Origin of the sequence: Marinobacter sp. R17 (genome assembly GCF_003789045.1) — a bacterium.
Taxonomy (GTDB): Bacteria; Pseudomonadota; Gammaproteobacteria; order Pseudomonadales; family Oleiphilaceae; genus Marinobacter_A; species Marinobacter_A mangrovi.
Genome location: NZ_RHGZ01000035.1, coordinates 16,264 through 39,351, shown reverse-complemented (window position 1 = coordinate 39,351; position 23,088 = coordinate 16,264). Strand labels below are relative to the sequence as shown.

17 protein-coding genes are annotated in these 23,088 nt (G+C 64.3%); 9 read left to right on the top strand and 8 right to left on the bottom strand.

From position 1 onward, the window contains the following. Positions 1–351: 351 nt before the first annotated feature. From EB809_RS19100 to EB809_RS19075, 6 genes are all read right to left on the bottom strand, one after another. The gene (locus tag EB809_RS19100) at positions 352–1,587 is read right to left on the bottom strand and encodes a heme biosynthesis HemY N-terminal domain-containing protein (protein ID WP_123636441.1); all 1,236 of its coding nucleotides are present in this window, start codon (positions 1,585–1,587) and stop codon (positions 352–354) included. Beyond that, complete coding sequence (locus EB809_RS19095) at positions 1,584–2,726, bottom strand: uroporphyrinogen-III C-methyltransferase (protein WP_123636440.1); 1,143 nt, start codon at positions 2,724–2,726, stop codon at positions 1,584–1,586. Before EB809_RS19095 ends, EB809_RS19100 begins: the two co-directional genes overlap by 4 nt. A 51-nt stretch (positions 2,727–2,777) precedes the next feature. Continuing rightward, on the bottom strand, positions 2,778–3,554 hold the full coding sequence (locus EB809_RS19090) for a uroporphyrinogen-III synthase (RefSeq protein WP_123636439.1): 777 nt from the start codon (positions 3,552–3,554) through the stop codon (positions 2,778–2,780). Beyond that, complete coding sequence (gene hemC / locus EB809_RS19085) at positions 3,535–4,476, bottom strand: hydroxymethylbilane synthase (protein WP_123636438.1); 942 nt, start codon at positions 4,474–4,476, stop codon at positions 3,535–3,537. The genes EB809_RS19090 and hemC overlap by 20 nt, the downstream gene beginning before the upstream one ends. 113 nt (positions 4,477–4,589) lie before the next feature. Further along, positions 4,590–5,333 (bottom strand): LytR/AlgR family response regulator transcription factor, encoded by a 744-nt coding sequence (locus tag EB809_RS19080; RefSeq protein ID WP_123636437.1) that lies wholly within the window; start codon positions 5,331–5,333, stop codon positions 4,590–4,592. Between the two features lie 11 nt (positions 5,334–5,344). Continuing rightward, positions 5,345–6,427, bottom strand: a complete 1,083-nt coding sequence (locus tag EB809_RS19075) for a sensor histidine kinase (RefSeq protein ID WP_190294975.1) — start codon at positions 6,425–6,427, stop codon at positions 5,345–5,347. A 160-nt stretch (positions 6,428–6,587) separates the two neighbouring features. Here EB809_RS19075 and argH point away from each other — a divergent pair, with 160 nt between their 5' ends. Further along, entirely contained in the window at positions 6,588–7,985 is a 1,398-nt protein-coding gene (gene argH / locus EB809_RS19070; RefSeq protein WP_123636436.1) for an argininosuccinate lyase, read from the top strand. A gap of 25 nt (positions 7,986–8,010) precedes the next feature. Here the strand turns inward: argH and EB809_RS19065 are convergent, their stop codons facing one another. Continuing rightward, entirely contained in the window at positions 8,011–10,461 is a 2,451-nt protein-coding gene (locus EB809_RS19065) for an EAL domain-containing protein (protein WP_123636435.1), read from the bottom strand. Positions 10,462–10,616: 155 nt separating this feature from the next. Here EB809_RS19065 and EB809_RS19060 point away from each other — a divergent pair, with 155 nt between their 5' ends. The 7 genes from EB809_RS19060 to EB809_RS19030 all read left to right on the top strand — a co-directional run bounded on the left by EB809_RS19060 (position 10,617) and on the right by EB809_RS19030 (position 19,533). Continuing rightward, a complete protein-coding gene (locus EB809_RS19060) occupies positions 10,617–13,484 on the top strand; it encodes a class I adenylate cyclase (protein WP_123636434.1) in 2,868 nt (955 codons plus the stop codon). Positions 13,485–13,573: 89 nt separating this feature from the next. After that, entirely contained in the window at positions 13,574–13,729 is a 156-nt protein-coding gene (lptM, locus tag EB809_RS19055; RefSeq protein ID WP_123636433.1) for an LPS translocon maturation chaperone LptM, read from the top strand. Between the two features lie 51 nt (positions 13,730–13,780). Then, a complete protein-coding gene (gene lysA / locus EB809_RS19050; RefSeq protein WP_123636432.1) occupies positions 13,781–15,031 on the top strand; it encodes a diaminopimelate decarboxylase in 1,251 nt (416 codons plus the stop codon). A 4-nt stretch (positions 15,032–15,035) separates the two neighbouring features. After that, a complete protein-coding gene (dapF, locus tag EB809_RS19045; RefSeq protein ID WP_123636431.1) occupies positions 15,036–15,962 on the top strand; it encodes a diaminopimelate epimerase in 927 nt (308 codons plus the stop codon). Positions 15,963–16,036: 74 nt separating this feature from the next. After that, positions 16,037–16,789: a DUF484 family protein gene (locus EB809_RS19040; protein WP_123636430.1), complete on the top strand. Its 753-nt coding sequence runs from the start codon at positions 16,037–16,039 to the stop codon at positions 16,787–16,789. A 2-nt stretch (positions 16,790–16,791) separates the two neighbouring features. Next, on the top strand, positions 16,792–17,727 hold the full coding sequence (gene xerC / locus EB809_RS19035; protein WP_190294974.1) for a tyrosine recombinase XerC: 936 nt from the start codon (positions 16,792–16,794) through the stop codon (positions 17,725–17,727). A 216-nt stretch (positions 17,728–17,943) separates the two neighbouring features. After that, entirely contained in the window at positions 17,944–19,533 is a 1,590-nt protein-coding gene (locus tag EB809_RS19030; RefSeq protein ID WP_190294973.1) for a GGDEF domain-containing protein, read from the top strand. A 24-nt stretch (positions 19,534–19,557) separates the two neighbouring features. Here EB809_RS19030 and EB809_RS19025 read toward each other — a convergent pair whose 3' ends face one another. Further along, positions 19,558–19,791 carry a DUF2789 domain-containing protein gene (locus EB809_RS19025; RefSeq protein ID WP_123636428.1) on the bottom strand — a complete coding sequence of 78 codons (234 nt, stop codon included), beginning with the start codon at positions 19,789–19,791 and terminating at the stop codon, positions 19,558–19,560. A gap of 89 nt (positions 19,792–19,880) precedes the next feature. Here EB809_RS19025 and EB809_RS19020 point away from each other — a divergent pair, with 89 nt between their 5' ends. Next, a complete protein-coding gene (locus EB809_RS19020) occupies positions 19,881–23,081 on the top strand; it encodes a transporter substrate-binding domain-containing protein (RefSeq protein ID WP_123636445.1) in 3,201 nt (1,066 codons plus the stop codon). Positions 23,082–23,088 lie beyond the last annotated feature (7 nt).

Below are 23,088 nucleotides of genomic sequence, written 5' to 3'. Positions count from 1 at the left end.
GAGGTGCGATACAGCACCCATCTGCTGGGTCACATCAACCTTAAAACCGCGCGACTGGAGCCCGCATGCCGGTGGCACGCGGGGGAAGAGGTGTAACCCATGTTGCCGGTTCAAAGTGTTACCCATGTTCCGGTTGCACACACTCCCTCTCCCCTCGAGGGAGAGGGCCGGGGAGAGGGGGAGGCGCCGCCAGGCGCCCTTCTATAGCAGGCGATTACGTCCGGCGAGGCTTTCGCCTCGACCCCCCTCTCTCCAAACCTCTCTCCCGCCAGGGGAGAGAGGCTTTTACCCGAAAGCTTTTGCAACACCCTCTAAAGCATCGGCTACACGCTCAAGTCGCCCTGGAGCTTTTCACGCCTTGGGCATCGGCAGGTTGGGCAGACCGCTGTCCTTCAGCATGCTTTGCAGCAGCATCTGGTTGCTCTCTTCCTCATGCCCCATATGGGCATTCAGACGGGCCAGTTCGGCGATGGTCTCGGTGTTGCGCTTGAGACGCAGGCTGGTCTCGAAGTATTCCCGCGCTTTCCCCCACAGCTCGTTACGCAGGCTCAGGCGACCCAGCGCCAGCAGCAATTCCGGGTTGTTCGGGCGGTCCTGGAGCCAGCGTTCGGCGGCCAGCAGTTGCTCGTCCGGCTTTTCGCCTTCGATGCGGCCATACAGGTTGACCAGCTCGTCGCTCCAGTGATTGCGCAAGACCTTGCGCAGCAGGGTTTCCGCCTGGGCCTCGTCGCCCAGCAGGGCAAGGTTGCGGGCATACTCGTGGATCGTGAACTCGTCGCGGCGCATGGAACCGGGCAGTTCGTCCCAGAGCTGGATCAACGGGCTCAGGTCGCGCGGCTCCCGGCTCTGGCGGCGAATGTCATCGGCCGCCCGGTGCAACAGGTTGTGCCAGGCCTTGCGCTCCAGGGTTTGCAATTCTTCCGCGTCGGCCAGATCCCGTTTGCGCAGCTCTGGAATCAGCGCGGACAGCTCCTTCCAGTCTTCCAGGGCCTCATACACCGTACGCAGCAGTTTCAGAACGAATGGGTGGTGTGGCGCCTGCTTGCGCAACCGGATCAGCGTGGCCAGAGCCTGTTCGTAACGCTGGCCGGCAATCTGCAACTGGGCCTGGGTGATGCCGACGGCGAGATCCGAGCCCGGCGTGCTCTCGAAGGCCTTACGCAGCAAATCATCGACGGCGTCGTGATCGTCGCATTCAAAGGCACACTGGGCGGCGGCCAGATAGTTGATCAGCGGCGTGTCCGCCTTGCCGGCCGAGGCCTCCAACAGTTTGCGACCGCGCGGCCAGTTGCCTTCGGCCAGAGCCAGGAGCCCTTGCGTGGTCCGACGCCGGGCGCGGCGTTCGGCACTCTGGTTGAGCCAGGTGCTGACCAGGCCGGAGCCGCTGCGCAGGCGGCGGGCGGTGACCAGGATCATCTGGATAATGAGCGTGATCACCAGGATCAGCAGCACGCCAATCCAGAAATTGGTCTCGATCAGGTAGTTGCCCAAGCTGATGCGGATATAGCCGCTGTCGTATTGCAGGCCGAGGCTGAGCAACGCGCCGATCAGCAGCGCGGCCAGCAGCAGGATGAAGACTTTCCTCATGACGCGTCGCCCGCCTTATCCCCGGTCGGGGCACCGTCGGATTTCTCGTTGTCGGCCGGCTTGGTCTCGCCGCTAGTGGCGTTCAGACGCCCTTCCAGGCGGGCCTTGAGCAGCGTCAGGGACTGGCTGATGTCCGGCAGTTCCGGGTTGATGTCCTTGCCCGACAGTTCGCCCAGCGTGTCACGCAGCCCGACGACCTTGCTGTGGCTGCCGTCGTACCAGGTGTTCAGCCAATCGGTGGCCTTCTTCAGGGCCTGGTTGTAGAGCGTCTGGTTGCCCCGTAGGACGGCGAGCTGGGCCTCTTCCAGCATCAGGCGCATGTTCAGGCGTACGTAGGCGCTCTGGTCCGGCGACAGCAGGGGCTTGACCGGCTCGTCCAGGCGGCGGATGGCGATGGCTTCGCTCAGAGTACCCTTGATCTGGGCCCAACCTTTGGCAAGAGCGCCGCGCTCGTCGGTCTTGTCGGGATCCTGCGACATCGTCTGGGTGTAGTCGGCGCTGGCGTCCATGGCCAGGGCGCTGTCGCTCAGCTTGCCGATGGAATCGATGGCCGCTTCCAATTGGAGATAGAGGCCGGTCTTGTCGACGCCCGCCACGCTCTTGAGGGAGAGGATTTCCTGGGCCACCTGTTTGCGGACCGGGTAGCTGCCGGGATCGTCGGTTTTCTCCAGCACGTCATCCGCCGCCTTGAGGGCAGACAGCGCGCCGCGGTAGTCCTTTTCCACCTGCAGGCGCTGGTTGGCAATGCGCAGCAGGTATTCTGCTTCGGCCAGGAGCCAGTCGGTGCGGGTGCGATTGCCGGCTTCCAACAGGGTGCGGGCGTTGTGGTCGATCTGCCGGCGCATGTCACTGATCAGTTTGGCCTGATCCGTCACATCGCCCTGCAGCGACTGGATGCGCTCGCGCAGCTGGCCGCCGGACTGGCTGTAATCCCGGTCCAGGCGCTCGGTGGTGGCGTCCAGGTAGTTCAGGGATTGCTGCAAGGCCTGTTGCTGCTGCCACAGGTGCCAGCTCCATAGGCCCAGTCCGATGACGGCGATCAGTGCAATCACGGCAATCAGCCAGAGCGGCCAGAGGCGGCGGGGTTGCTGTGGGGTCGAATTGACCGGGGCCGGCAGGTTAGTCGTAGAGTCAGTCACAGGCGTCCTTACTCGATTATGGGTAGTCCACTGGCTCCGGGGCGGCTGCCTTCAGTCCAGGTGTCCGAGGCATTCAATCAGGCCTTCGGGCGTCAGCTGTTCCGGAATAAACACACGCTCAAAACCCCGTTCCCGTGCCGTTTGTGCCACGCGGTCCACCGGGACCAGCAGTGTGCGGCGCTTGAGGGCGTTGTCTGTATTCTCACCCAGCGCGATGAGATTGTTCAATGTTTCCCCGGACAGCACAATCACGGCATCCGGATCAAAATCGTTGAGCGCCGACGTGATGGTGGCCGCTTCATAGTCGGGGCAGACCCGTTCGTAAAGCTCCAGGTTGTCGACCCGCGCGCCCCGTTCGGCCAGGGTCTGGCCCAGCAGCTCCCGGCCGCCACGACCCTTGGCGATCAGGATGCGTTCGCCGGTGGGCTGGCGCAGCGTGTCGAGGGCCAGCAGGTGTTCGCTGGTGAAACCGTGCGGTGGAATGGTGACCGTCAGTCCGGCCTGTTCCAGCACCTCGGCTGTGCCGCTTCCCACTCCATACCAGTGTAGACCCACTGGCCACTGCGGCCACCAGTCCTCGGCCTGCTCCACGAACAGGCGCGCGGCACCGGGGCTGACCGCAATGACATGTTGATAGAGATCCAGCTCCTGAAACCGGGTGCGACGCTCCGGGCTCTCCGGCAGCGGCCGGCGCTCCAGCAGCGGCAGGCAGTGGGTCTGCGCGCCCTCGGCCTGCAGGCGTTCGGCCAGCCGATCCGCGTCCGGTTGCGGCCGGCAGATGAGGATGCGTCGGCCGGTCAGCGGGCGATCATTCGACCTTGTAGCCATAGATCTCCGCCAGAATCCGGTCGGCGCCCATCCGCAGCAGATCCTCGGCCAGTTCACGGCCCAGGCGCTCGCCTTGATCGCGCGGCGCGCGGCCTTCCACCCGGTAGACTTCCTGACCGTTGACCGACGACACCAGGCCCCGCAGCCAGACGGTGTCCTGATCTTCCAGCAGCGCGTAGGCGGCTATGGGCACCTGGCAGCCGCCTTCCAGGCGCTTGTTCAGGGCCCGCTCGGCGTGGACCCGATCGGCTGAATCGATATGGTTCAACGGGCGCAGCAGATCCACCAGCTCCTGGTCGTCCAGCCGGCACTCGATGCCGAGGGCACCCTGGCCGACCGCCGGCAGGGAAATGGTGTCGGGAATGCAGTAGCGGATGCGCTCGTCGAAGCCGAGGCGCTTGAGGCCGGAGCTGGCCAGCACGATGGCGTCGTAGTCACCGGCGTCCAGCTTGGCCAGTCGGGTGTTGACATTGCCGCGCAGGGTGCGGATTTCCAGGTCAGGGCGATAAGCCCGTAGCTGGGCTTCCCGGCGCATGCTGGAGGTGCCGACGATGGCGCCCTGGGGCAGGGCATCGACATTCTCAAAGTGATTGCTGACAAACGCATCCGTGGGGTCACCACGCTCGCAGATGGCGACCAGCCCCAGGCCTTCGGGGAATTCCATGGGCACATCTTTCATGGAATGGACCGCCAGGTCGGCGCGGCCATCCAGCATGGCTTCTTCCAGTTCCTTGACGAACAGTGCCTTGCCGCCGATCTTGGCCAGCGGCACGTCGAGGATCTTGTCCCCCTGGGTCTTGATGCCCAGCAGTTCCACCTTGACGTGGGGGTGCAGGCGCTCCAGCTCGGCCTTGATGAATTCCGCCTGCCAGAGGGCGAGGGCGCTGTTACGGGTTGCAATGCGCAGGGTACGTTCTGTCATGGAAATACAATCGGATATCCGGTCTGTGGAAGGCCCTAGCCTAACGTGAATGGCGCCAAAAGTCGCGAGCTTGCGCTTCCTTCCATGGTCGTATCAGGGGCGTTGCGTCCGCTCTATGAACGCTCCTGCCGGTGCAGGGCCTCCCGTACCGAGCTGGCATGCCGCCGGCTCACCTGCAGGCGCGCCTCGTGGTTCTTGAGGCGGATCAGGTACTGACCCTCCGGGGAGCGGGTCATGGCGGCGATGTGGCGCCGACCCACCAGGGTGTGGCGATGGACGCGCAACAGGGTGTCCGGGTAGCTGTGTTCCAGCTCCTTTAGGGTGTAATCGGTGACCGTTTCGCCCTGGCCGTGGTGGATGGTGACGCACTTCTGGTCCGCCTCGCAGAAGCGGATGCTGGCGATATCAATGAGTTCGGTGCCGCGATGGGTGCGCACCGCGAGTTGCCCGGGATCGGACTCGTTGGCGGCTTGCAGCGCCTGCAGTTGGACCCGGTTGACCCGGCCGGCGCGGGCGAGGGCGTCACCCAGGTTTTCGCGACGTACCGGTTTGAGCAGATAGGCCACCGCCTGCACCTCGAAGGCGTTGATGGCGTACTGGTCGTAAGCGGTGCAGAAGATGATCGCCGGCGGGTTGGTCAGGGCGTTGATCTTTTCAGCCACCGCCAGACCGTCGAGGCCGGGCATGCGGATGTCCAGCAGGATGATGTCGGGCGCGGCGCTGGCGATCTGGCGCAGCACATCGTCGCCGTCCGAGGCTTCGGCGCAGACTTCGTACTCCGGCAGGTCGTTGACCAGGCGTTGCAGCCGCTCCCTGGCCAGGGGCTCGTCGTCGGCGATCAGAATGCGTTGTGCCATGCGGGGTTCCTTCAGCCCGGTTGCGGTTCGTTGCTGATGGTACGCCACGGCAACCGCAAGGTCACCGTGTAGCGGCCGTCGTGCACGCTGTGCTTGAGTACGGCCTGCTCGTCGAACAGGGCATCCAGTCGGGCGCGAATGTTGGCCAGGGCCACCTGGTTACCCCGGTGACGGGCCTGATCGGAATCGCTCGGCCGTTCCGGATTCTGCACCTCAATATAGACCGAATGCCGCTTGCGATAGGTGTGGATGCGCACCGTGCCGCCTTCGGGGCGCGGCTGGATGCCGTGATAGATCGCATTTTCCACCAGCGGCTGGAGGGTCAGTGGCGGTATGGCCTGTCGGGCCAGTTCGTCGTCCAGGTCCCAGTCCACGGTCAGGCGCTCTCCCAGACGCAGGCCTTCGATGGCCAGGTAGCGCTGCGACAGGGTCAGCTCTTCGCCTAACGGGATCAGCCGGTCCTGGGTACGCAGGCTGGCCCGGAAGAGCTCGGAGAGATCCAGTACCGCGTCCTCGGCCTGGGTCGGACGGGTGGCGATGAGGCTGGCGATGGTGTTCATGCTGTTGAACAGGAAATGCGGGTGGATACGGGCCTGCAGCGCCGCCATCCGGGATTGCATCTCCGCCTGTTTCTGCTGCTGCCACTGATTCTGGAGATAGAAATAGCGCAGCACCATCAGCGTGATGATCAGCGCCGCCAGCAGGTTGCGCCCCAGCATGTGGCTGGGCAGCGGCAGGGTTTCGGCGCTGAGGATGCCGTCGGCGGCGAAGGTAAAGGCAGCCACGTCCAGCAGGACCACGGCGGAAATGATCAGCACCACCTGCGGCGTGCGAAAATGCTGCAGCCAGCGACGCAGGCTGCAGATCAGGGCGCTGCTGGTCAGCACGGTCCACTGGACGAACAGCGAGACCAGGCCGAAATAATGCCAGTCGATCCAGCCGTGGGTGGCGTGCAGGATCGACATGAGCAGGACGATCAGTTCGCTGGTCATGACCAGCAAAAACACGGCGCGAACCCGACACAGATCCGGGACGAAAAAGTCGTTGCCGGCCAGTTCGCCGTCGTTGTGGTTTTTAGGTGGGGCCGGTGGCATTCGGTGTCCTGTGATTGAGGCCTGCGCGCGGGACGTCAGTGGCCATGTGGTTTGTTCGAACCCGGGTGGCCTCTTTATACAGAGGCGCGCCCGGGAATGGTACAATCCCGCCCGATGCGCGAGATGGCGCCGCAAATCCAGTCAGCAGGAAAGATAGCCCATGACCGACCAGAACACGTCTTCCGAGAAACCCTGGGGTGGCCGCTTCAGCGAGCCGACCGATGCTTTCGTCGAGCGTTTCACCGCCTCTGTCGGGTTTGATCAGCGCTTATATCATCATGATATTACTGGCTCAATCGCTCACGCCACCATGCTGGCCAGGGTCGGTGTGCTGACGGAGGACGAGCGCGACCAGATCATCGAAGGCCTCCAGGCCGTCAAGGCGGACATCGAGGCCGGCACATTCCAGTGGTCGGTCAGCCTGGAAGACGTGCATATGAACGTCGAAAAGGCGCTGACGGATCGCATCGGCATCACCGGCAAGAAGCTCCACACCGGTCGCAGCCGGAACGACCAGGTGGCCACCGACATCCGTCTGTACCTGCGCGACGAGATCGACGTGATCCGCGAGGAACTGGTGCGCCTGCGCACGGGCCTGCTGGATTTGGCCGAGCGCGAAGCCGACACCATCATGCCCGGCTTCACCCACCTGCAAACAGCTCAACCGGTCACTTTTGGCCACCACCTGCTGGCCTGGTACGAGATGCTGGCCCGGGATACCGAGCGCCTGCTGGACTGCCGCAAGCGGGTCAACATCATGCCGCTGGGTGCGGCCGCGCTGGCGGGGACCACCTATCCGATCGACCGCGCTTACACCGCCGAACTGCTGGGCTTCGATCGACCCACCGAAAATTCCCTCGACTCGGTCAGCGACCGGGATTTCGCCATTGAGTTCGGCAGCTTTGCAGCCCTGCTGATGACACACCTGTCCCGTTTCAGTGAGGAACTGGTGCTATGGACCTCCGCCCAGTTCGATTTCATCGACCTGCCGGACCGTTTCTGCACCGGGTCGTCCATCATGCCGCAGAAGAAGAATCCGGACGTGCCGGAACTGGTGCGCGGCAAAACCGGTCGGGTCAACGGCCACTTGATCAGCCTGCTGACCCTGATGAAAGGTCAGCCGCTGGCCTACAACAAGGACAATCAGGAAGACAAGGAACCGCTGTTCGACATGGTCGACACGGTTAAGGGCTGCCTCAAGGCCTACGCCGACATGGTGCCGGCGATCGAGGCCAAGGCCGGGAACATGCGTGTGGCGGCCAAGCGCGGTTTCTCCACCGCCACCGATCTGGCGGATTACCTGGTGAAGAAAGGCGTGGCGTTCCGGGATGCGCACGAGATCGTCGGCAAGGCCGTGGCGTTTGGCGTGGCCGAAGAACGCGACCTGTCCGACATGACCCTGGAGGAGCTGTCGCACTTTTCCGATGTTATCGGTGAGGACGTGTTCGACGTGCTGACGCTGGAAGGCTCCGTCCAGGCTCGTGATCACCTCGGCGGCACCGCACCGACGCAGGTGCGCGCGGCCGTAGCCCGGGCGCGCAAGGCCATGGCTGAGTAACGACGTGTTCGAGGGACGGCCTGAATCAGGTCGTCCCGATTCGCCCCACGCTGAGATCGACGGCGGCCGGGGCCAGATCCTGAATCGGGCACGGCGCCGTGATTCGGAAACCCTGCCCGAAGTGAATGCCGAGCCTGCGCACCTGGCGCAGGGTCTCGTCGCTCTCGATGAAGGTGGCGACGGTGATCTTGCCCGCGGTTTCCGCAATCCGGTGCAGCGCTTCCACCATCACCTGCTGGACCGGGTCGTCGCCCAGATCTTTCATCAGGCTGCGGTCGAGCTTGATCACGTCCACCGGCAGGCGCGCGGCCAGCGCGTAACTCTCCACCGACGCCCCGGCGCCGTCCAGGGCCACCCGGCAACCCACGTCATGGATCGCGTCGCAGAACACGGACGCCTCGTCCGGATAGCCGGTGGCGTCGCTCTCCCGAATCTCGAAACAGAAGCGCTCGGCCGGGAAATTGGACGTTCGCACCTGTTCGGCGATGAAGGCCGGGAACTCCTCATCCAGTACGCTGGCCAGTGACAGGTTGAAGCTGCACAACTTCAAACGCGGTTCCAGCAGGGCATGCTGGCGTAGCCAGGACAGGGTCTTGCGGATTACCCGGCGGTCGATGTCCCTGGCCAGGTCGAAGCGTTCCGCCACCGGCAGGAAATCGTTGGGCAGCCAGAATCCCTGGTCGCCGTCGCCGTATTCCAGCCGGGCGAGTATCTCCACATGCTCACCCCAGGTGGCGCTGGTGACCGGTCGCAGTGACTGGTACATCAGCGCGATCCGGTCTTCGCGGACGCACGCCTGCAGCCGTGCCAGCAGCTTCTGGGCCTCGCTTTCCAGCATGTTGGCGCCGTGGTCGCGGTGCACGTGGATGCGGTTGCGCCCGGCATTCTTGGCGGTCTGGCACAAATCCGCCGCCAGGGTCAGCAGTTCTTCGGCGCGGGTCGGCGCCTGGCCGCGGGCGAACGGCACCAGGCCGCCGCTGGCGGTGGTTTGCAGGGGCTGGCCCTGCCACTCGAAGACGAACTCGCCGATGTGATCGCAGAGATTACGGGCCACTTTGCGCGCTTCCGGTTCGGCGCAGCGGTCCAGGATCAGCGCAAACTTGTCGGCCGAGACCCGGGCCAGCGCATCCCGATGGCGGATGCGGGTGCCGAGCATACCGGCCAGCTCGCGCAGGTACCGGTCGCAGGCCCCGGCGCCGGCGGCATCGTTGAAGCGGGTGACGTGATCCAGGTCCAGGAACAACAGCGCGTGGCCCGGGCTGTCACCAGTGGTCTGGTCGATGGCCCGTTGCAGGCGGCGCAACAGTTCACGACGGTTGAGCAGCCCGGTCATGGGATCGTGCTGGCTCAGGTAGTTGAGGTTGTCCCGGGTGCGCAGACGGTAACTGATGTCGCGCCCCACGTGGACCGCACCCAGCGTGTGCCCCTGGGCGTCCCGCAGTCGCTGGAAGCGAAATTCGTAGACCGGCAGCTCCTGTTCCTGCTGGGCCAGCGGCATCTCCACGGTGAAATGGTCCCGCTCCAGCGCCTTTTCCCACAGGCGCTGGTTCAGGCGTCGCTCGTTGGGGTAGTCCTGCAGCAGTTGGCACAGGTTGTCGCCAATCCGGGGGCGCCGGCCAAAAGTGCTCTCGAACTGGCTGGCCATGGGTTGGTTGAGCGCCAGCACGTGGAGATTGGGATCGACCGCCAGGATCAGGTCGTCGCTGGCGGCCAATAGGCCCTGCAGCAGTTGCTCCACTTCGCGACGGGCTTCCCGCTGATTGAGGCGTTCCGACAGATCGACGAGGGTGCCGGCGACGGCGGTGATCTTGTCGCCGGTCTTGAGCGCCCGCCCGCTGAGGCGTACCGGGCGTAACCGTTGTTTGTCGGTCAGGATGTGCAGGTCGCGGGTGAATGAGGCGCCTGAGCGCACACAGCGCCGGAACAGGGCGCGCACCCGCTGTTGATGCTCCTGGAAATAGAACAGGGCGTGCTCGGGCGAAATATCACTGCCCGGGCGCAGGTCGAACAATCGGTAGAGACCGTCGGACCAGGTCATGCGGTTGCTGCGGGTATCCAGTTGCCAGAGGCCCAGCTGGCCGGAGGCTTCGGTCATCTGCAACAGTCGTGGGTCCAGGGGCTCCTGGCCGCGCGGTGTGATGGCGGCGGTGGCCGGCTGGTCCACGTCGGCGACGTCCACCCGGATGGAAAAGCGGGCGGTGAAGAAAAAGCCCTCTCGGTGACGCAGGGTGAGAAGGATCGGATCGCCGCGCTCGAGCTGCTCATGGTGAGCCGGGGCGAGCGGATCGTCCTGACGCGTTGCCGCCAGGCTGGCCAGCTTGCGCCCGGCCAGTTCCTGGGGATCATAGCCTAGCACCGCATCGGCCTGGGCATCGGCAAAGGTAATGATGCCGTTGTCGTCGACGCGGACCAGCGTGCGTCGTTCGGCGCCGGGAGCGCTGTCGCGACGATGGCGGCTGATGAGGAATTCCTTCACGGTCGTGTCCGGTTACTCGAAAGAGTCACGTTCAACCCGATACGGGTTTTGTTATTGTGGTTTGAAAGCCGACACACATCATATCGATAATGGCGGTTTGAGACACGTTCCACAGAATGAACGTGCGGCCCTGACAATCCGGATACCTGACGCGCGTGACACCAGCCAATGCCATCCAGCTCGATTTTGCCGACGGGATCGACCGCAAGACCCTGCGCCGGCTCTGCGACCGATTCCTCGGTGTAAACCGCGTCCGCCGGCAGCGGGCCCGGGAGGCCCTGGCCACACGCCAGCAGGTGGTGCTTGACTTGCTGCCGCTGATTTTCCACCTGAATCATCCCTCGCTGCCCGGCTACCTCGATCATGCCTGCCCCTACGGCGTCTCCCATTACCAGCCGGACGACGAGGAACTGGCAGCGGCACAGCGCCTGGCCCGAACCTTCCGCATGCGCTCCACCGGTCGGCGCCGGCCGGACATCCAGGGCCTGTACGTTATGGGCAGCCCGGGCACGCTGGGCCATTCGGTGGCCAGCGACCTGGACGTGTGGCTGTGCCACCGGCCGGATCTGGGTGAGGCGGGTATCCGGCGCCTGGAGGCCAAGGCGGAGGCGGTGTCCCGTTGGGCCGATTCCCTGGGCCTGGAACTGCATGTGTTCGTCTTTGCGGCCGGCGAGTTCCGGGAAGGGCGCCAGCGGGTCGAGGTCAACGGCGAGAACTGCGGCAGTGCCCAGCACTTCCTGTTACTGGACGAATTTTACCGGACCGGGATCCACCTGGCCGGCTGCTTCCCCTTGTGGTGGCTGATTCCGGCGTCGGAAGAGGCCGATTATGACGCCCTCGTGCATCAGTTGATCGAATGCCGTTTCATCCGGGCGGACCAGTATCTTGATTTCGGGCCCGTGCCGGCGATCCCCGAGGCGGAGTTCCTCGGCGCCGGGGTCTGGCAGTTGTACAAGGGCATCGATTCCCCCTGGAAGTCATTGCTCAAACTGCTGCTGATCGAATGCTATGCCCGCGATCGCGCGGCAGGCGCGCTGTGTCTGGCGTTCAAGGCCCGGGTGTATGCCGGCTACACCGACGCGGATCGGCTCGATCCCTACGTCATGCTCTATGAGCGGCTGGCGGATTGGCTGACGCGGATGCAGGCCCCGGACCGGCTGGAGCTGGTCCGCCAGAGCCTGTACCTGAAAACCGGCGTACCGCTGACCCGGCTGGAGCGGGTGGATCGCCGCTGGCAGTCCGCGCTGTTGCAGGAGATGGTGGCCGACTGGGGTTGGGATGCCAGGCAGGTGCGCCGGCTCGACGACCGGCACCGCTGGCGAGCCGGTGACGTGCAGGTGCTGCGGCGCCAGATTGTCGCGGAGCTGACCCACAGCTATCGGTTCCTGTCGCGTCTGGCGCGCACCCATGCCATTAGCGCGGCGATCCGGCCCCGGGATATGGGGCTGCTGGGGCGAAAACTTTATGCGGCGTTCCAGCGCAAGGCCGGCAAGGTGGAAATGATCAATCCCAACCTGGCCCCCAGCCTGGCGGAAGAAAACCTGTCGTTCCACCATCAGTCGACCCAGAACGGCAATGCGGAGGGCGTCGGCGGCTGGCTGTTGTACCGGGATCTCGAGAATCCTGCCGATGCCTTCTGGCAGCCGGTCATCCGCCGTTCCGGCAGCCTGGTGGACATGCTGGTGTGGTGCCACTGCAACGGCCTGCTGACCCGGACGACCCGACTGAACCTGCGCGGCGGGTCCAGTCACCTGAGCCTGGGCGGCCTGCGAGGCATGATCGAGGACCTGCAAACCGACCTGCCGGTGCCGGAAGTGGCAGCCTCAAGGGAGGCTCTGCTGGAGGACAGTCGTCCGTTACGCATCCTGCTGTTCGTCAATGTGGCGGTGGATCCGCAGGCCACGCTGACCGAGAAGGGGCTGCACAAACTGAGTGGCCGCCACGATTCGCTGGGATTCAGTGGCGGTCGCGAGAACCTGGTGCAAACCCTGGATCAGGTCATGCTCAACAGCTGGCACGAGGTGAGCGTTCACCGTTATGAAGTGGGCGATACGCTGATCCAGTGCCTGAAGAACATCCTGGCGGCCCGGGTGGTGGCGCCGGCCGAACCGCCGGTCATCACCGTACGTTGTCATGATGCCGGTCACGCCAGCTCCATTGAACGGCGTCTGCAGACCCTGTTTCAGGACGTCCAGCAAAGCTTTTTTACCGGCCAGCGTGGCCCGCACCCGCTGCGCTATGTGATTGAAATCGAGCGGCGCTACTTCGTGCTGCAGTTCCACGATGGTGAGCCTGGCTTCGTCGCCCTGGAATCGCGTGCGGCGTTGTTCGAGCACCTGCAGAAACCGCAGCCGATGTATATGCCCGTGGTTCTCGACCGCCATGCGATCGAGGAAGATCCGGCGCTGGATCTGGTGTGTAAGGCCAGTCAGCCGGACAACATCCAGCTGTTCTACCAGGTGCGCGACCGGCGGGCCCGGGTCTGGGTCGTCGACGAGCACGGCTCGCTGAGCTATTGGGAACAGGGCTTTACCGGCCGACGTCACCTGCTGGCGCCCGTCCTGCGTTTTCTGATGAACATTGCCGAGCGGCGTCAGCTGCGCCGGACGCTGGTTGATGCCGGTGGCGAGTTGGATGTCACCTGCGCCGAACTGGTCCAGCGGCGCGCCCAGTGGGTCATCGAGCGCCGTCCGGGCGTTACCGACGACCTGCCGATGGAGGGCTTCGAGCTGCAGGCGGTGGGGCAGCAGGAAGGCGACAGCCCGGTTCGTTTCGATCTGTTCTGCGGCGCTGAGGAGTTCAGCGTGCTGGAGTACGGCGACCAGCTGATCCCGGCCGTGGCGCATTACGTTCGGTCGCGTCGGCAGTCCGGCGAGACCTATCCGGTGTATATCACCGATCTCAACCTGCCCCATGACCTGGATCCCCAGGCCTATCAGCAGGATCTGCAAACCAGCCAGTACCTGTCTTACCGGATTGCCCTGGAGCGGGAGCTGAACCGCGGGCTGCAGGGAAGCATCTGAGCATCAGGGATCCGGGCGCCAACGATCCTCGCACCACTGCAGCCCAGTGGGTATACTGGCGCGATCAGTTAAAGCGGAGCGATCACACCATGCCCAGGCGTCTGTTGGCCATCACCAGCCTTATCCTGCTCTTGTCCGGTTGCGGTCAGAAGGGCCCGCTCTACCTGCCGCAGGATCCCCAGGCTGCACCGGCGGACACGACGGCCTCGCCGGCCCCGTCGAAAGACGACAAGGACGCGCAATAACCGGCTTGCCGGCGGTGTAACGGTCTCCCGACATTCTCTACAGGACACGACATGGATTACTTCAATTACCGTGACGGGACCCTCTTCGCGGAGGACGTACCTGTCTCCCGGATCGCCGAACAGTTCGGCACGCCGGCCTACGTCTATTCCCGCGCAACGCTGGAGCGGCATTTTCGCGCCTATGACGAATCCCTGGCCGGCCGAGATCACCTGATCTGTTACGCGGTCAAGGCCAACAGCAACCTGGCGGTCCTGAACGTGTTGGCGCGGCTGGGTGCCGGTTTCGATATTGTTTCGGTGGGCGAGCTGGAACGGGTCCTGCGGGCCGGTGGCCAGCCGGATAAAGTGGTGTTCTCCGGCGTGGGCAAACAGCCGTCGGAAATGCGCCGGGCGCTGGACGTGGGCGTGCGCTGCTTTAACGTCGAGTCCGAGACCGAGCTGGACCGTCTCAACGACGTCGCCCGTGAGCTGGGCAAGCAGGCCCCGGTCTCGCTGCGGGTGAATCCGGACGTGGATGCCGGTACCCATCCGTACATTTCCACCGGCCTGAAAGAGAACAAGTTCGGCATCGATATCGCCGAGGCGCGCCGCATCTATGCCAAGGCTGCGGCCATGTCGAACCTGGATGTGGTGGGCGTCGACTGCCACATCGGTTCCCAGCTGACCACCGTCGCGCCGTTCATGGATGCCCTGGATCGGGTGCTGGCGCTGATCGACCAGCTGGCCGAAGACGGCATCCACATTCGCCACCTGGATATGGGCGGCGGTCTGGGCGTCACCTACGATCAGGAAACCCCGCCGTCTCCCAGCGAGTACATGGCCGAAGTCCAGAAGCGCCTGGGCGACCGGACGCTGGAAATCGTCCTGGAACCGGGGCGCTCGATCGCCGCCAATGCCGGCATCCTGCTGACCCGGGTCGAATTCCTCAAGTGTACCGGTCACCGCAACTTCGCCATCATCGATGCGGCCATGAACGACCTGATCCGGCCGGCGCTGTACAGTGCCTGGCAGGCGATTGTGCCGGTCACGCCGCGCGAGGACGTCGAGGAAAAGGCCTGGGATCTGGTTGGTCCGGTCTGCGAAACCGGCGATTTCCTGGGCAAGGAGCGTCGTCTGGCCCTGGCTGCAGGCGACCTGCTGGCGGTGCGTTCGGCGGGCGCCTACGGTTTCGTGATGAGTTCCAACTACAATTCCCGTAACCGGCCGCCGGAGTTGATGGTCGATGGCGACCGGGTGCACGTGATTCGCCAGCGCGAGACCCTGGAGGATCAAATGCGACTCGAAGCCTGTCTGCCGGAGTAGGGCGATGAGCGATAACCGACGCCGCAGCAGCGGCGCCAGCCTGCCGTTTACCAAGATGCACGGACTGGGCAACGACTTCATGGTGGTGGATGCCATCAGTCAGCCGTTCCGCCTGCGCCCGGATGTCATCAGCCAGCTGGCGGACCGGCATTTCGGCATCGGCTTCGACCAGTTGCTGGTGGTGGAGCCGCCCGGCATGCCGGACGTGGACTTCCGCTACCGGATCTTCAACGCCGACGGCTCCGAAGTGGAGCAGTGCGGCAACGGCGCCCGCTGTTTTGCACGCTTCGTCCGCGATCAGCGTCTGACCAACAAAAAGGTCATCCGCGTCCAGACCGCCGGCGGTGTGATCGAGCTCAAGGCCGGCAAGGACGGCTGGGTGCTGGTCAACATGGGCGTGCCGGAACTGGAGCCGGCCAAGGTGCCGTTTGAGGCAGCCGAGCGGGCGGACACCTATCGCCTTGACGTGGACGGCGAAACGCTGGAACTGAGTGTGGTTTCCATGGGCAACCCCCACGCGGTGCTGCTGGTGGATAACGTGGACACCGCGCCGGTAGAGCGTCTGGGACCGCTGCTGGAATCCCACCCGGCGTTCCCCAAGAAGGCCAACATCGGATTCCTGCAGGTGATCGACCGGCAGAACGCCAAGCTGCGGGTGTTCGAACGCGGCTCCGGTGAAACCCTGGCCTGCGGTAGCGGTGCCTGCGCCGCCATGGTCGCCGGCCGCATTCGGGGCCTGCTGGATGAAAACGTGCGCATGGTGTTGCGCGGCGGGCCGTTGTCCCTTGAATGGCAGGGCGAAGGGGCCCCTGTTATGATGGACGGGCCGACCGCCCGGGTCTATGACGGCCAGGTGCGGGTGGCCACCGATGCGCCCCGTCGTGGGCGCTCAGGCCGCTCGTCCGGGCGTAAACGGCACAAGAAAGGCTAGCGCCGACGCCCGCTCATGGGTGTCGAGAAAAAGAACCGCCCCTGAAGAGGCGGTCGTGACAGGAGGTTTCCGGGATGACAGATCAGGCGGCGACGAAAACGGCCCCACCAGTGACCGAGCAGGACGTCGTGGCGTACCTGAAGGCCCACCCCGATTTTTTCGTCCACCAGGACGAGTTACTGCGCAGTCTGACGCTTCCGCACGACAGTGGTCGGGCCATATCCCTGGTGGAACGTCAGGTCCACCTGTTCCGTGAGCAGCGCGACATGCTGCGCAACGAACTGGGGGAACTGATCGAGATCGCCCGTCACAACGACCGGTTGTTCGAGAAAAGTAAGCGCCTGCTGACCCAGGTCATCGAAGCCCGCTCGCTCATCGAGATGGCGTCGGTGATCGACGACAGCATCCGCGGCGACTTCGGCCTGGATGCCGCCTCACTGATCCTGTTCGACGATGCCGGCACCGACGCCGAGCCGGAAGGCGCCCTGATCCGGGTCACCCGAGAGGCCGCCCAAAGCCAGCTGGGAGCGCTTCTGGAAGGCCAGCGCGCGGTCTGCGGCCAGTTCCGTCTGGAGCAGCGTGCGTTCCTGTTCCCGCAGCGGGACAACCCGATTGCGTCGGTGGCCCTGGTGCCGCTGCGCCACGGTGACCTGTTGGGTCTGTTCGCCATTGGCAGCCAGCAGGTGGGCTACTTTGATGAAAGCATGGGCTCGCTGTTCCTGACCTACATCAGCGACACCCTGAGCCGCCTGTTGCCCCCGCTGATGGCTCGACACAGCCAGCAGCAAACCATCACCGATACCGACAAGGTGGTGGGAACCCGCTAACGATGACCAACGACCTGCCAGATTCGCTTGACGAGCCGCTGTCACGGTTTATCGAGCATCTGCGCGCCGAGCGGCGACAGTCCGTTCACACCTGCCACAATTACCAGCGTGATATCCGGCGTCTGGCGGTCAACCTGGCCGCCTGGGGCGAGGTGCGCTGGTCCGGTCTCGATATCCACGGTCTGAGACGCCACGTCGCCGAACTCAGCCGGGAAGGGCTGGGTGGCCGTAGCATCGCCCGTCACCTCTCGGCCATCCGTCGTTTCTATGAATTTCTCCTGCGCGAACGGGAAGTCACGGACAACCCGGCGCTGGACGTGCGGGCGCCGAAAGCGGGTCGCAAGCTCCCCAAAGTAGCGGACGTGGATCAGGTGAATCACCTGTTGAATGCCGATGCAGACGACCCCCTGGAGATCCGCGATCTGGCCATATTCGAACTGATCTACTCGTCCGGCCTGCGACTGGCGGAACTGGTCGGCCTGGATCTGGACGGCCTGGACCGGCGCGCCGGCGAAGTGCGGGTGTTGGGTAAGGGCAACAAGACCCGGATCCTGCCGGTCGGTCGGCAGGCCTGGCAGGCCATGGATCGCTGGCTGGATGTGCGGGGTGCCCTGGCCCCGGAGGGCGAGACCGCGGTGTTCCTGAGTCGCCAGGGCCGTCGGCTCAGCGCCCGCAGCGTGCAGTCCCGGCTCAGCCGCTGGGGCATGCACAAAGGTGCGGATCAGCGTTTGCATCCGCACCTGCTGCGGCACTCGTTCGCCAGCCACCTGCTGGAGTCGAGCGGCGACCTGCGGGCGGTGCAGGAGCTGCTGGGGCATGCCGACATTGCCACCACCCAGGTCTACACCCACCTGGATTACCAGCACCTGGCGCGGGTCTACGACCGGAGTCACCCACGGGCGCGTCGCCGCGGTCGTGGTGAAGAGGCGGAATCCTGAATAAAATCCGATCCCTGATCGAGTAGATGCCGGGGTGAGGGACGTCTACCCTATATGGACATGAATACTTTTTAAGGGGGCGTTGATACGCTCCGGCCCACGGAGCTGAACCGAGATCCCCTGAGGGCGCGCGGGCTGGACTCGGGTATGGGATGCCCGCGGCAAGCGTCCCAAATAACGGCACTCGTTACCTGCCGCGATCGCAAGGCTGTCATCATGAGCATAAAAGAGGCCGGCCAAAAGGACTGGCAAGAAGAACGATACACGCTACAGCGCCTGCTGGTGCGCACCAGTCTGTTCGCCTCGGGGCAGGACGCCGCCATCGACAAGCTGCTGGGCGAGTTGCGGGATGTCTTGCGCCGGGAGACCTGTGATCTGGGCATCCTGCGTCAGGTGCAGACGCGGCTCGATCAGGCCCTGGAGCGGCTTGACGAGAAGCGATCGCGTTCCGAGCGGGACCTGCACCAGGCGCTTGAACGCATTCTCGATCAGGTGGAGCAGACTGAGAGCGCCGTCCGTAAGCAGTTTCGATCCCTGGAAAAACGCATTGCCGACCTGGGCCCGGACAGTGAAAGCATGGCCTCCTGGCTGACGGAGCTGGCGACCCTGTTGGAATCCCACCGCGAGACGCTGGATCAGCCTGAGGATCGGGGTTGGCGGCGCTTTTTCTCGCGCCAGCGTCATGACGCGATGCCGGGCCCGGCGGGGAGGCCCATCGAAAACGCACTGGTCTCACTCAGTGAAGATCCCGCTGACGATCCACGGGTGAACATTGCCCGCCGGGTGGGCGAACTGTTGGAGCACGTATTACGGCAGGTCGCCCTGGAACCGTCGGCTCACGCCCGTGCGCAGCACCTCAAGCAGCTTCTCGACCAGAGCATGGAGTGGCCGGAGCTGCGGGATGCTCTCAACGAGATCGTTGATCTGGTCATTGCGGCAGTAAGCCGCAGCCGCAACGAATTCGAAGCCTTCCTGCGGCGCCTGGATGATCGCCTCGCTGCACTCAAGGCCAACTGCCAGGCGCAGGCGGAGGCGCGGCAGGATCAGCGTGACGCGTCCGATCGCCTGAACCAGGCGGTGAGCAGCCGGCTGGAGGATATGGGGCAGGCGGTAGAGACGTCCACCAGTCTGGACGACCTCAAAGCCTCGGTGAGCCGCAACATCCAGTCCCTGTCATCATCGTTCCAGGCATACCGCGAAGACGAGTGCCGCCGGGAGAAAGCTCTCGAGAATGAACTGGCCGCCATGCAGGAAAAACTGGCCGGTATGGAAGCGTATTCGGAGCAGGTTCAGGAGCAGTTGCGCGCGGAACGCTCCCGGGCCCTGACCGACATGCTCACCCAGCTACCCAATCGGGAAGCCTGGCAGCAACGGCTGCAGTTCGAGTTCGAGCGCTGGCAGCGTTATCGGCATCCGGCGTCGCTGGCGATTCTCGACATCGACCATTTCAAGACCGTTAACGATTCATTTGGCCACAAGGCCGGCGATCGTGTGATTCAGCTGGTCGCCAAGGTCCTGTGCGATCGTGTCCGCACAACGGATTTCGTGGCGCGCTACGGCGGGGAGGAGTTTGTCCTGCTGTTGCCGGAAACCCCGGTGGACAAAGCGTACACGGTGATTGACGACCTGCGCGAGCACATTGCCGATCTGCCCTTCCACTTCCAGGACGAGCCGGTCGGCATTACCATTTCGGCCGGCCTGGTGGCCTTCGAGCAGGCCGAAACCCCCGAGGAATTGTTCGATATGGCCGACAAGGCGCTCTATCGGGCGAAGGATGCCGGGCGCAATCAGGTCACCCGGGCCTGAACCGGCGCGGCATCTGCCCGCCGTTCAATGGCGCAGGAGGGCGTCCAGCTCGTCGATAACCTCCGCCCAGTCGGAATCGTCGTCGATGCCTTCATGCAGGAAGGACGATTGCGCGGAGTTCCAGAATGGCGCATCGGCCAGAGCCGTTTCCCGGGGGAGCGGAGCATGCTTGGCAATAAAAGCCTCGATACTGCCCGGATCGGCCGGCAGGCCAAGTTGCTCGAACAGCGTCTCCAGAGTGTGCTGACTCGTGTCCATGATGCTAAAGTCCTCTGCGTCGGTGGCCGTCGTGCCCACGTTCAGGCTTCCCGTTTAAATCTAGTCAAACACCCGAGGATATCCAAGTGATGCGCACCCTGGCGCCCGCTCTCCTGATTGTACTGTGCCAGTTGCTGGGGGCGTTTGCCCAGGCCGACCCGCTTATGGATTCGCCGCAACCGGTACTCGGGGCCGAGGATCTGGCCTGGCTGGGAAAACAGGACACGTTGCGCATCGGTATTGCCGGTCAGCGCAAGCCGCTGGCCTACCTGGCGACCGATGGTGACATGGTGGGCACCTATCCCGCCTTTGCCCGACTGGTGGGCAACAAGCTGGGCGTGAAGGTCGAGTTGGTGCCGGGCGCGTCCATGACCCTGGAATCCCGGCTGCGCAATGGTGAGCTGGATGCCCTGGTGACCACCGTGCAGCCGGCGGTCAGCACCCCCGATCTGCGCTTCACGGAAAGCGTCATGACCCTCAACTACGGTCTGTTTGCCAATGCCCAGGACGCGTCCGTCCAGCGACTGTCCGATCTGGAGCGCAAGCGGGTCGCGCTGATCGCCGGCGACAGCCACCAGTACACGCTGCTGGATTCGATCCAGTCGTTCCGGCCGATTCCGGTGCGGTCGGTCAGTGAGGCGGTGAACAGCATCATCAATGGACGCGCCGACGCGTTCTTTGCCCCCATGCCGGTGATATCCGACTATCTGCGCGCCGGCCTGATCGACCAGATTTCCCTGGTCACCGTTCTCAACAGCCAGCCGGCCGAAGTAGCCTTCGCTGTTGCCGGCGACAACGCCCGGCTGCAGCGGGTGCTGAACGCCGGCGTGGAAGCGATAACCGGCAGTGAGAGCCGGGCAATCCAGGGCAAGTGGATGTCCTTCGAGTTGCCCGGTGTGGACAACCAGAATGAAGTGACCATCACCCCGGACGAGCAGGCATGGCTCAAACGGCACCCGGACCTGCGCGTCGCCTTCCGCAAGGACTGGCCGCCGTTCGAGTTTACCGAGGACGACCGCGCCACGGGCCTGGTACCGGACCTGGTTGGCAAGCTGGGCGACAGCCTCGATACCCGTTTCGCCACCCGCCAGATCGACGACTGGTCGAAGGCGGAGAGCATGCTGCAGAACGGCGACATCGACATCCTGCCGGCTCTGCCGCGCACGCCCCGTCGCGAGAAACTGTTCCTGTTTACCCGGGCCTACCTGAGCCTGCCCATCGCCATGGTCATCCGGGACGACGGCCGGTTTATCGGCGACCTGCGGGAACTGCGTGACGAGCGAGTGGGCGTGGTACGCCAGCAGGCCAGCCATGAATACCTGCTGATCAACCATCCCGAGCTCAACCTGTATCCGGTGGATAACCTGGAAGAAGGGCTGTTGGCCCTGTCCAACGGCGATCTGGATGTGATGATCACCCACATACCCGGGGTCAGTTACACCGTCGCGCACCTGGGCCTGTCCAACCTGCGCATCACCAGCATTACGCCCTACCAGTACGAACTGCGCCTGGCAGTGAGACGCGATGAGCCGGAGCTGCTGCGCATCCTCAACAAGGGCCTGGGCGCCATCGAGAAGGACGAATACGACAAGATCTACAACCGCTGGATCCACCTGGATATCGAGCAGGACATCGATTACACCGTGGTGCGCCGGGTGGTCCTCATTGCCGTGGTGGTGGTGCTGATCTTCCTGTACTGGAACCGCAAACTGTCGCGGGAAGTGGACGAGCGGATCCGCTCCGAGGACGCCCTGCGCCGCAGCGAGGATGAGCTGCGGGCCGCCAAGCTGGAGGCGGAGAAGCTGGCTCGGGAAGCGGAGTCGGCCAACCGGGCCAAGAGTGAGTTCCTGGCCAACATGTCCCATGAAATCCGCACGCCGATGAACGCGGTCATGGGCTACAGCGAATTGCTGGAAGGCAGCGTGACCGACACCCGTCAGCGGGGCTATATCGAGTCCATCAAGGCCGGCAGTCGCAGTCTGCTGACCCTGATCAACGACATCCTCGACCTGTCCCGCATCGAGGCGGGCAAGATGCGCCTGGAGTTTGGCGCGCTGGACCTGAAGCGGCTACTGGAAGACGTGCGCCGGATCTTTGAAATGCGCGCCAAGGCCCGCGGCCTCACGCTGACCGTTTCCCTGTCGGAGGACATGCCCCGGGCGATGGTGCTGGACGAGACCCGTCTGCGCCAGGTGTTGTTCAACCTGGTGGGCAACGCCATCAAGTTCACCCACGAGGGCGAAATCACCCTGACCGCCCACACCGAGCGCTGCCACAGCGACGATGCCGGCGAAGACTGCCAGTTGGTCATTGAAGTACGCGACACCGGTATCGGCATTCCCGACGACCAGCAGGCCCGGATATTCGACGCCTTTGAACAGCAGGAAGGCCAGAGCAACCGCCAATACGGTGGTACCGGTCTGGGTCTGGCGATCAGCCGCAAGCTGGTGCGCATGATGGGCGGTGAATTGAGCGTCCACAGCGTTCCGGACGAAGGCTCCTGCTTCCGCGTGGTGCTGCACGATGTGGAGACGTCGACCACCGGTCCGGAGTCGCAATCCGAGGACAATCCCGGCTTTGTCTTCAGGGACGACTTGGTCCTGGTGGTCGACGACAACCGCATCAACCGGCAACTGGTGCGCGACATGCTGGAGCCGGCCGGCCTCAAGGTGATCGAAGCCGAAGATGGCGGCCAGGCCCTGAGTGTGGCCCGGGAATGCCAGCCCGGCGCCGTACTGATGGATATCCGCATGCCGGTGATGGACGGCTTCACCTGCCGCCGCACCATGCACGAAGACGAGGCATTGGCCCACATTCCGGTGATTGCGCTGACCGCGTCCGTCATGCCCGGCGATGCCAGCCGCATCGAGGATGCGGGGTTCGACGGTTTCCTGCAGAAGCCGGTGAGTCGTTACGTGTTGATGCAGGAGCTGGCCCGCTTCCTGGATCATGACTTTGAGGCGGTCGATGGCGACGCGGAGGCCGGCGCCGATCGGGAAGAAGTGGTGTTGCGCCCGGTCACCAACCCCTACCAGCGTCGTCGGCTGTCCCGGGACCTGCAGGCGCAGTTCGCCTCCGACTGGGAAGGCATGCGCGGCAGTGGCGATCCGGAGCAGTTGGCCACCTTTGCCCAGCAGGTCATCGAGTGGGGCAAACGCTACGGCGCGCTGGACATTGTGGAATACGGCCGTGACTTGTTGGCCGACGTCGACGCGTTCGATCTGGACAGCGTCCACGATCGGCTAGAGGCCTTCCCGGATTTGCTGGCGGATGACCCGCAGACGTCCTAGGCCCGGG

Bases quoted from the DNA above. Each gene is read 5' to 3' on its own strand.
- EB809_RS19100 (WP_123636441.1), bottom strand. From the start codon at position 1,587: ATGAGGAAAGTCTTCATCCTGCTGCTGGCCGCGCTGCTGATCGGCGCG.
- EB809_RS19090 (WP_123636439.1), bottom strand. From the start codon at position 3,554: ATGGCTACAAGGTCGAATGATCGCCCGCTGACCGGCCGACGCATCCTC.
- hemC (WP_123636438.1), bottom strand. From the start codon at position 4,476: ATGACAGAACGTACCCTGCGCATTGCAACCCGTAACAGCGCCCTCGCC.
- EB809_RS19080 (WP_123636437.1), bottom strand. From the start codon at position 5,333: ATGGCACAACGCATTCTGATCGCCGACGACGAGCCCCTGGCCAGGGAG.
- EB809_RS19075 (WP_190294975.1), bottom strand. From the start codon at position 6,427: ATGCCACCGGCCCCACCTAAAAACCACAACGACGGCGAACTGGCCGGC.
- argH (WP_123636436.1), top strand. From the start codon at position 6,588: ATGACCGACCAGAACACGTCTTCCGAGAAACCCTGGGGTGGCCGCTTC.
- lptM (WP_123636433.1), top strand. From the start codon at position 13,574: ATGCCCAGGCGTCTGTTGGCCATCACCAGCCTTATCCTGCTCTTGTCC.
- lysA (WP_123636432.1), top strand. From the start codon at position 13,781: ATGGATTACTTCAATTACCGTGACGGGACCCTCTTCGCGGAGGACGTA.
- dapF (WP_123636431.1), top strand. From the start codon at position 15,036: ATGAGCGATAACCGACGCCGCAGCAGCGGCGCCAGCCTGCCGTTTACC.
- EB809_RS19040 (WP_123636430.1), top strand. From the start codon at position 16,037: ATGACAGATCAGGCGGCGACGAAAACGGCCCCACCAGTGACCGAGCAG.
- xerC (WP_190294974.1), top strand. From the start codon at position 16,792: ATGACCAACGACCTGCCAGATTCGCTTGACGAGCCGCTGTCACGGTTT.
- EB809_RS19030 (WP_190294973.1), top strand. From the start codon at position 17,944: ATGAGCATAAAAGAGGCCGGCCAAAAGGACTGGCAAGAAGAACGATAC.
- EB809_RS19025 (WP_123636428.1), bottom strand. From the start codon at position 19,791: ATGGACACGAGTCAGCACACTCTGGAGACGCTGTTCGAGCAACTTGGC.
- EB809_RS19020 (WP_123636445.1), top strand. From the start codon at position 19,881: ATGCGCACCCTGGCGCCCGCTCTCCTGATTGTACTGTGCCAGTTGCTG.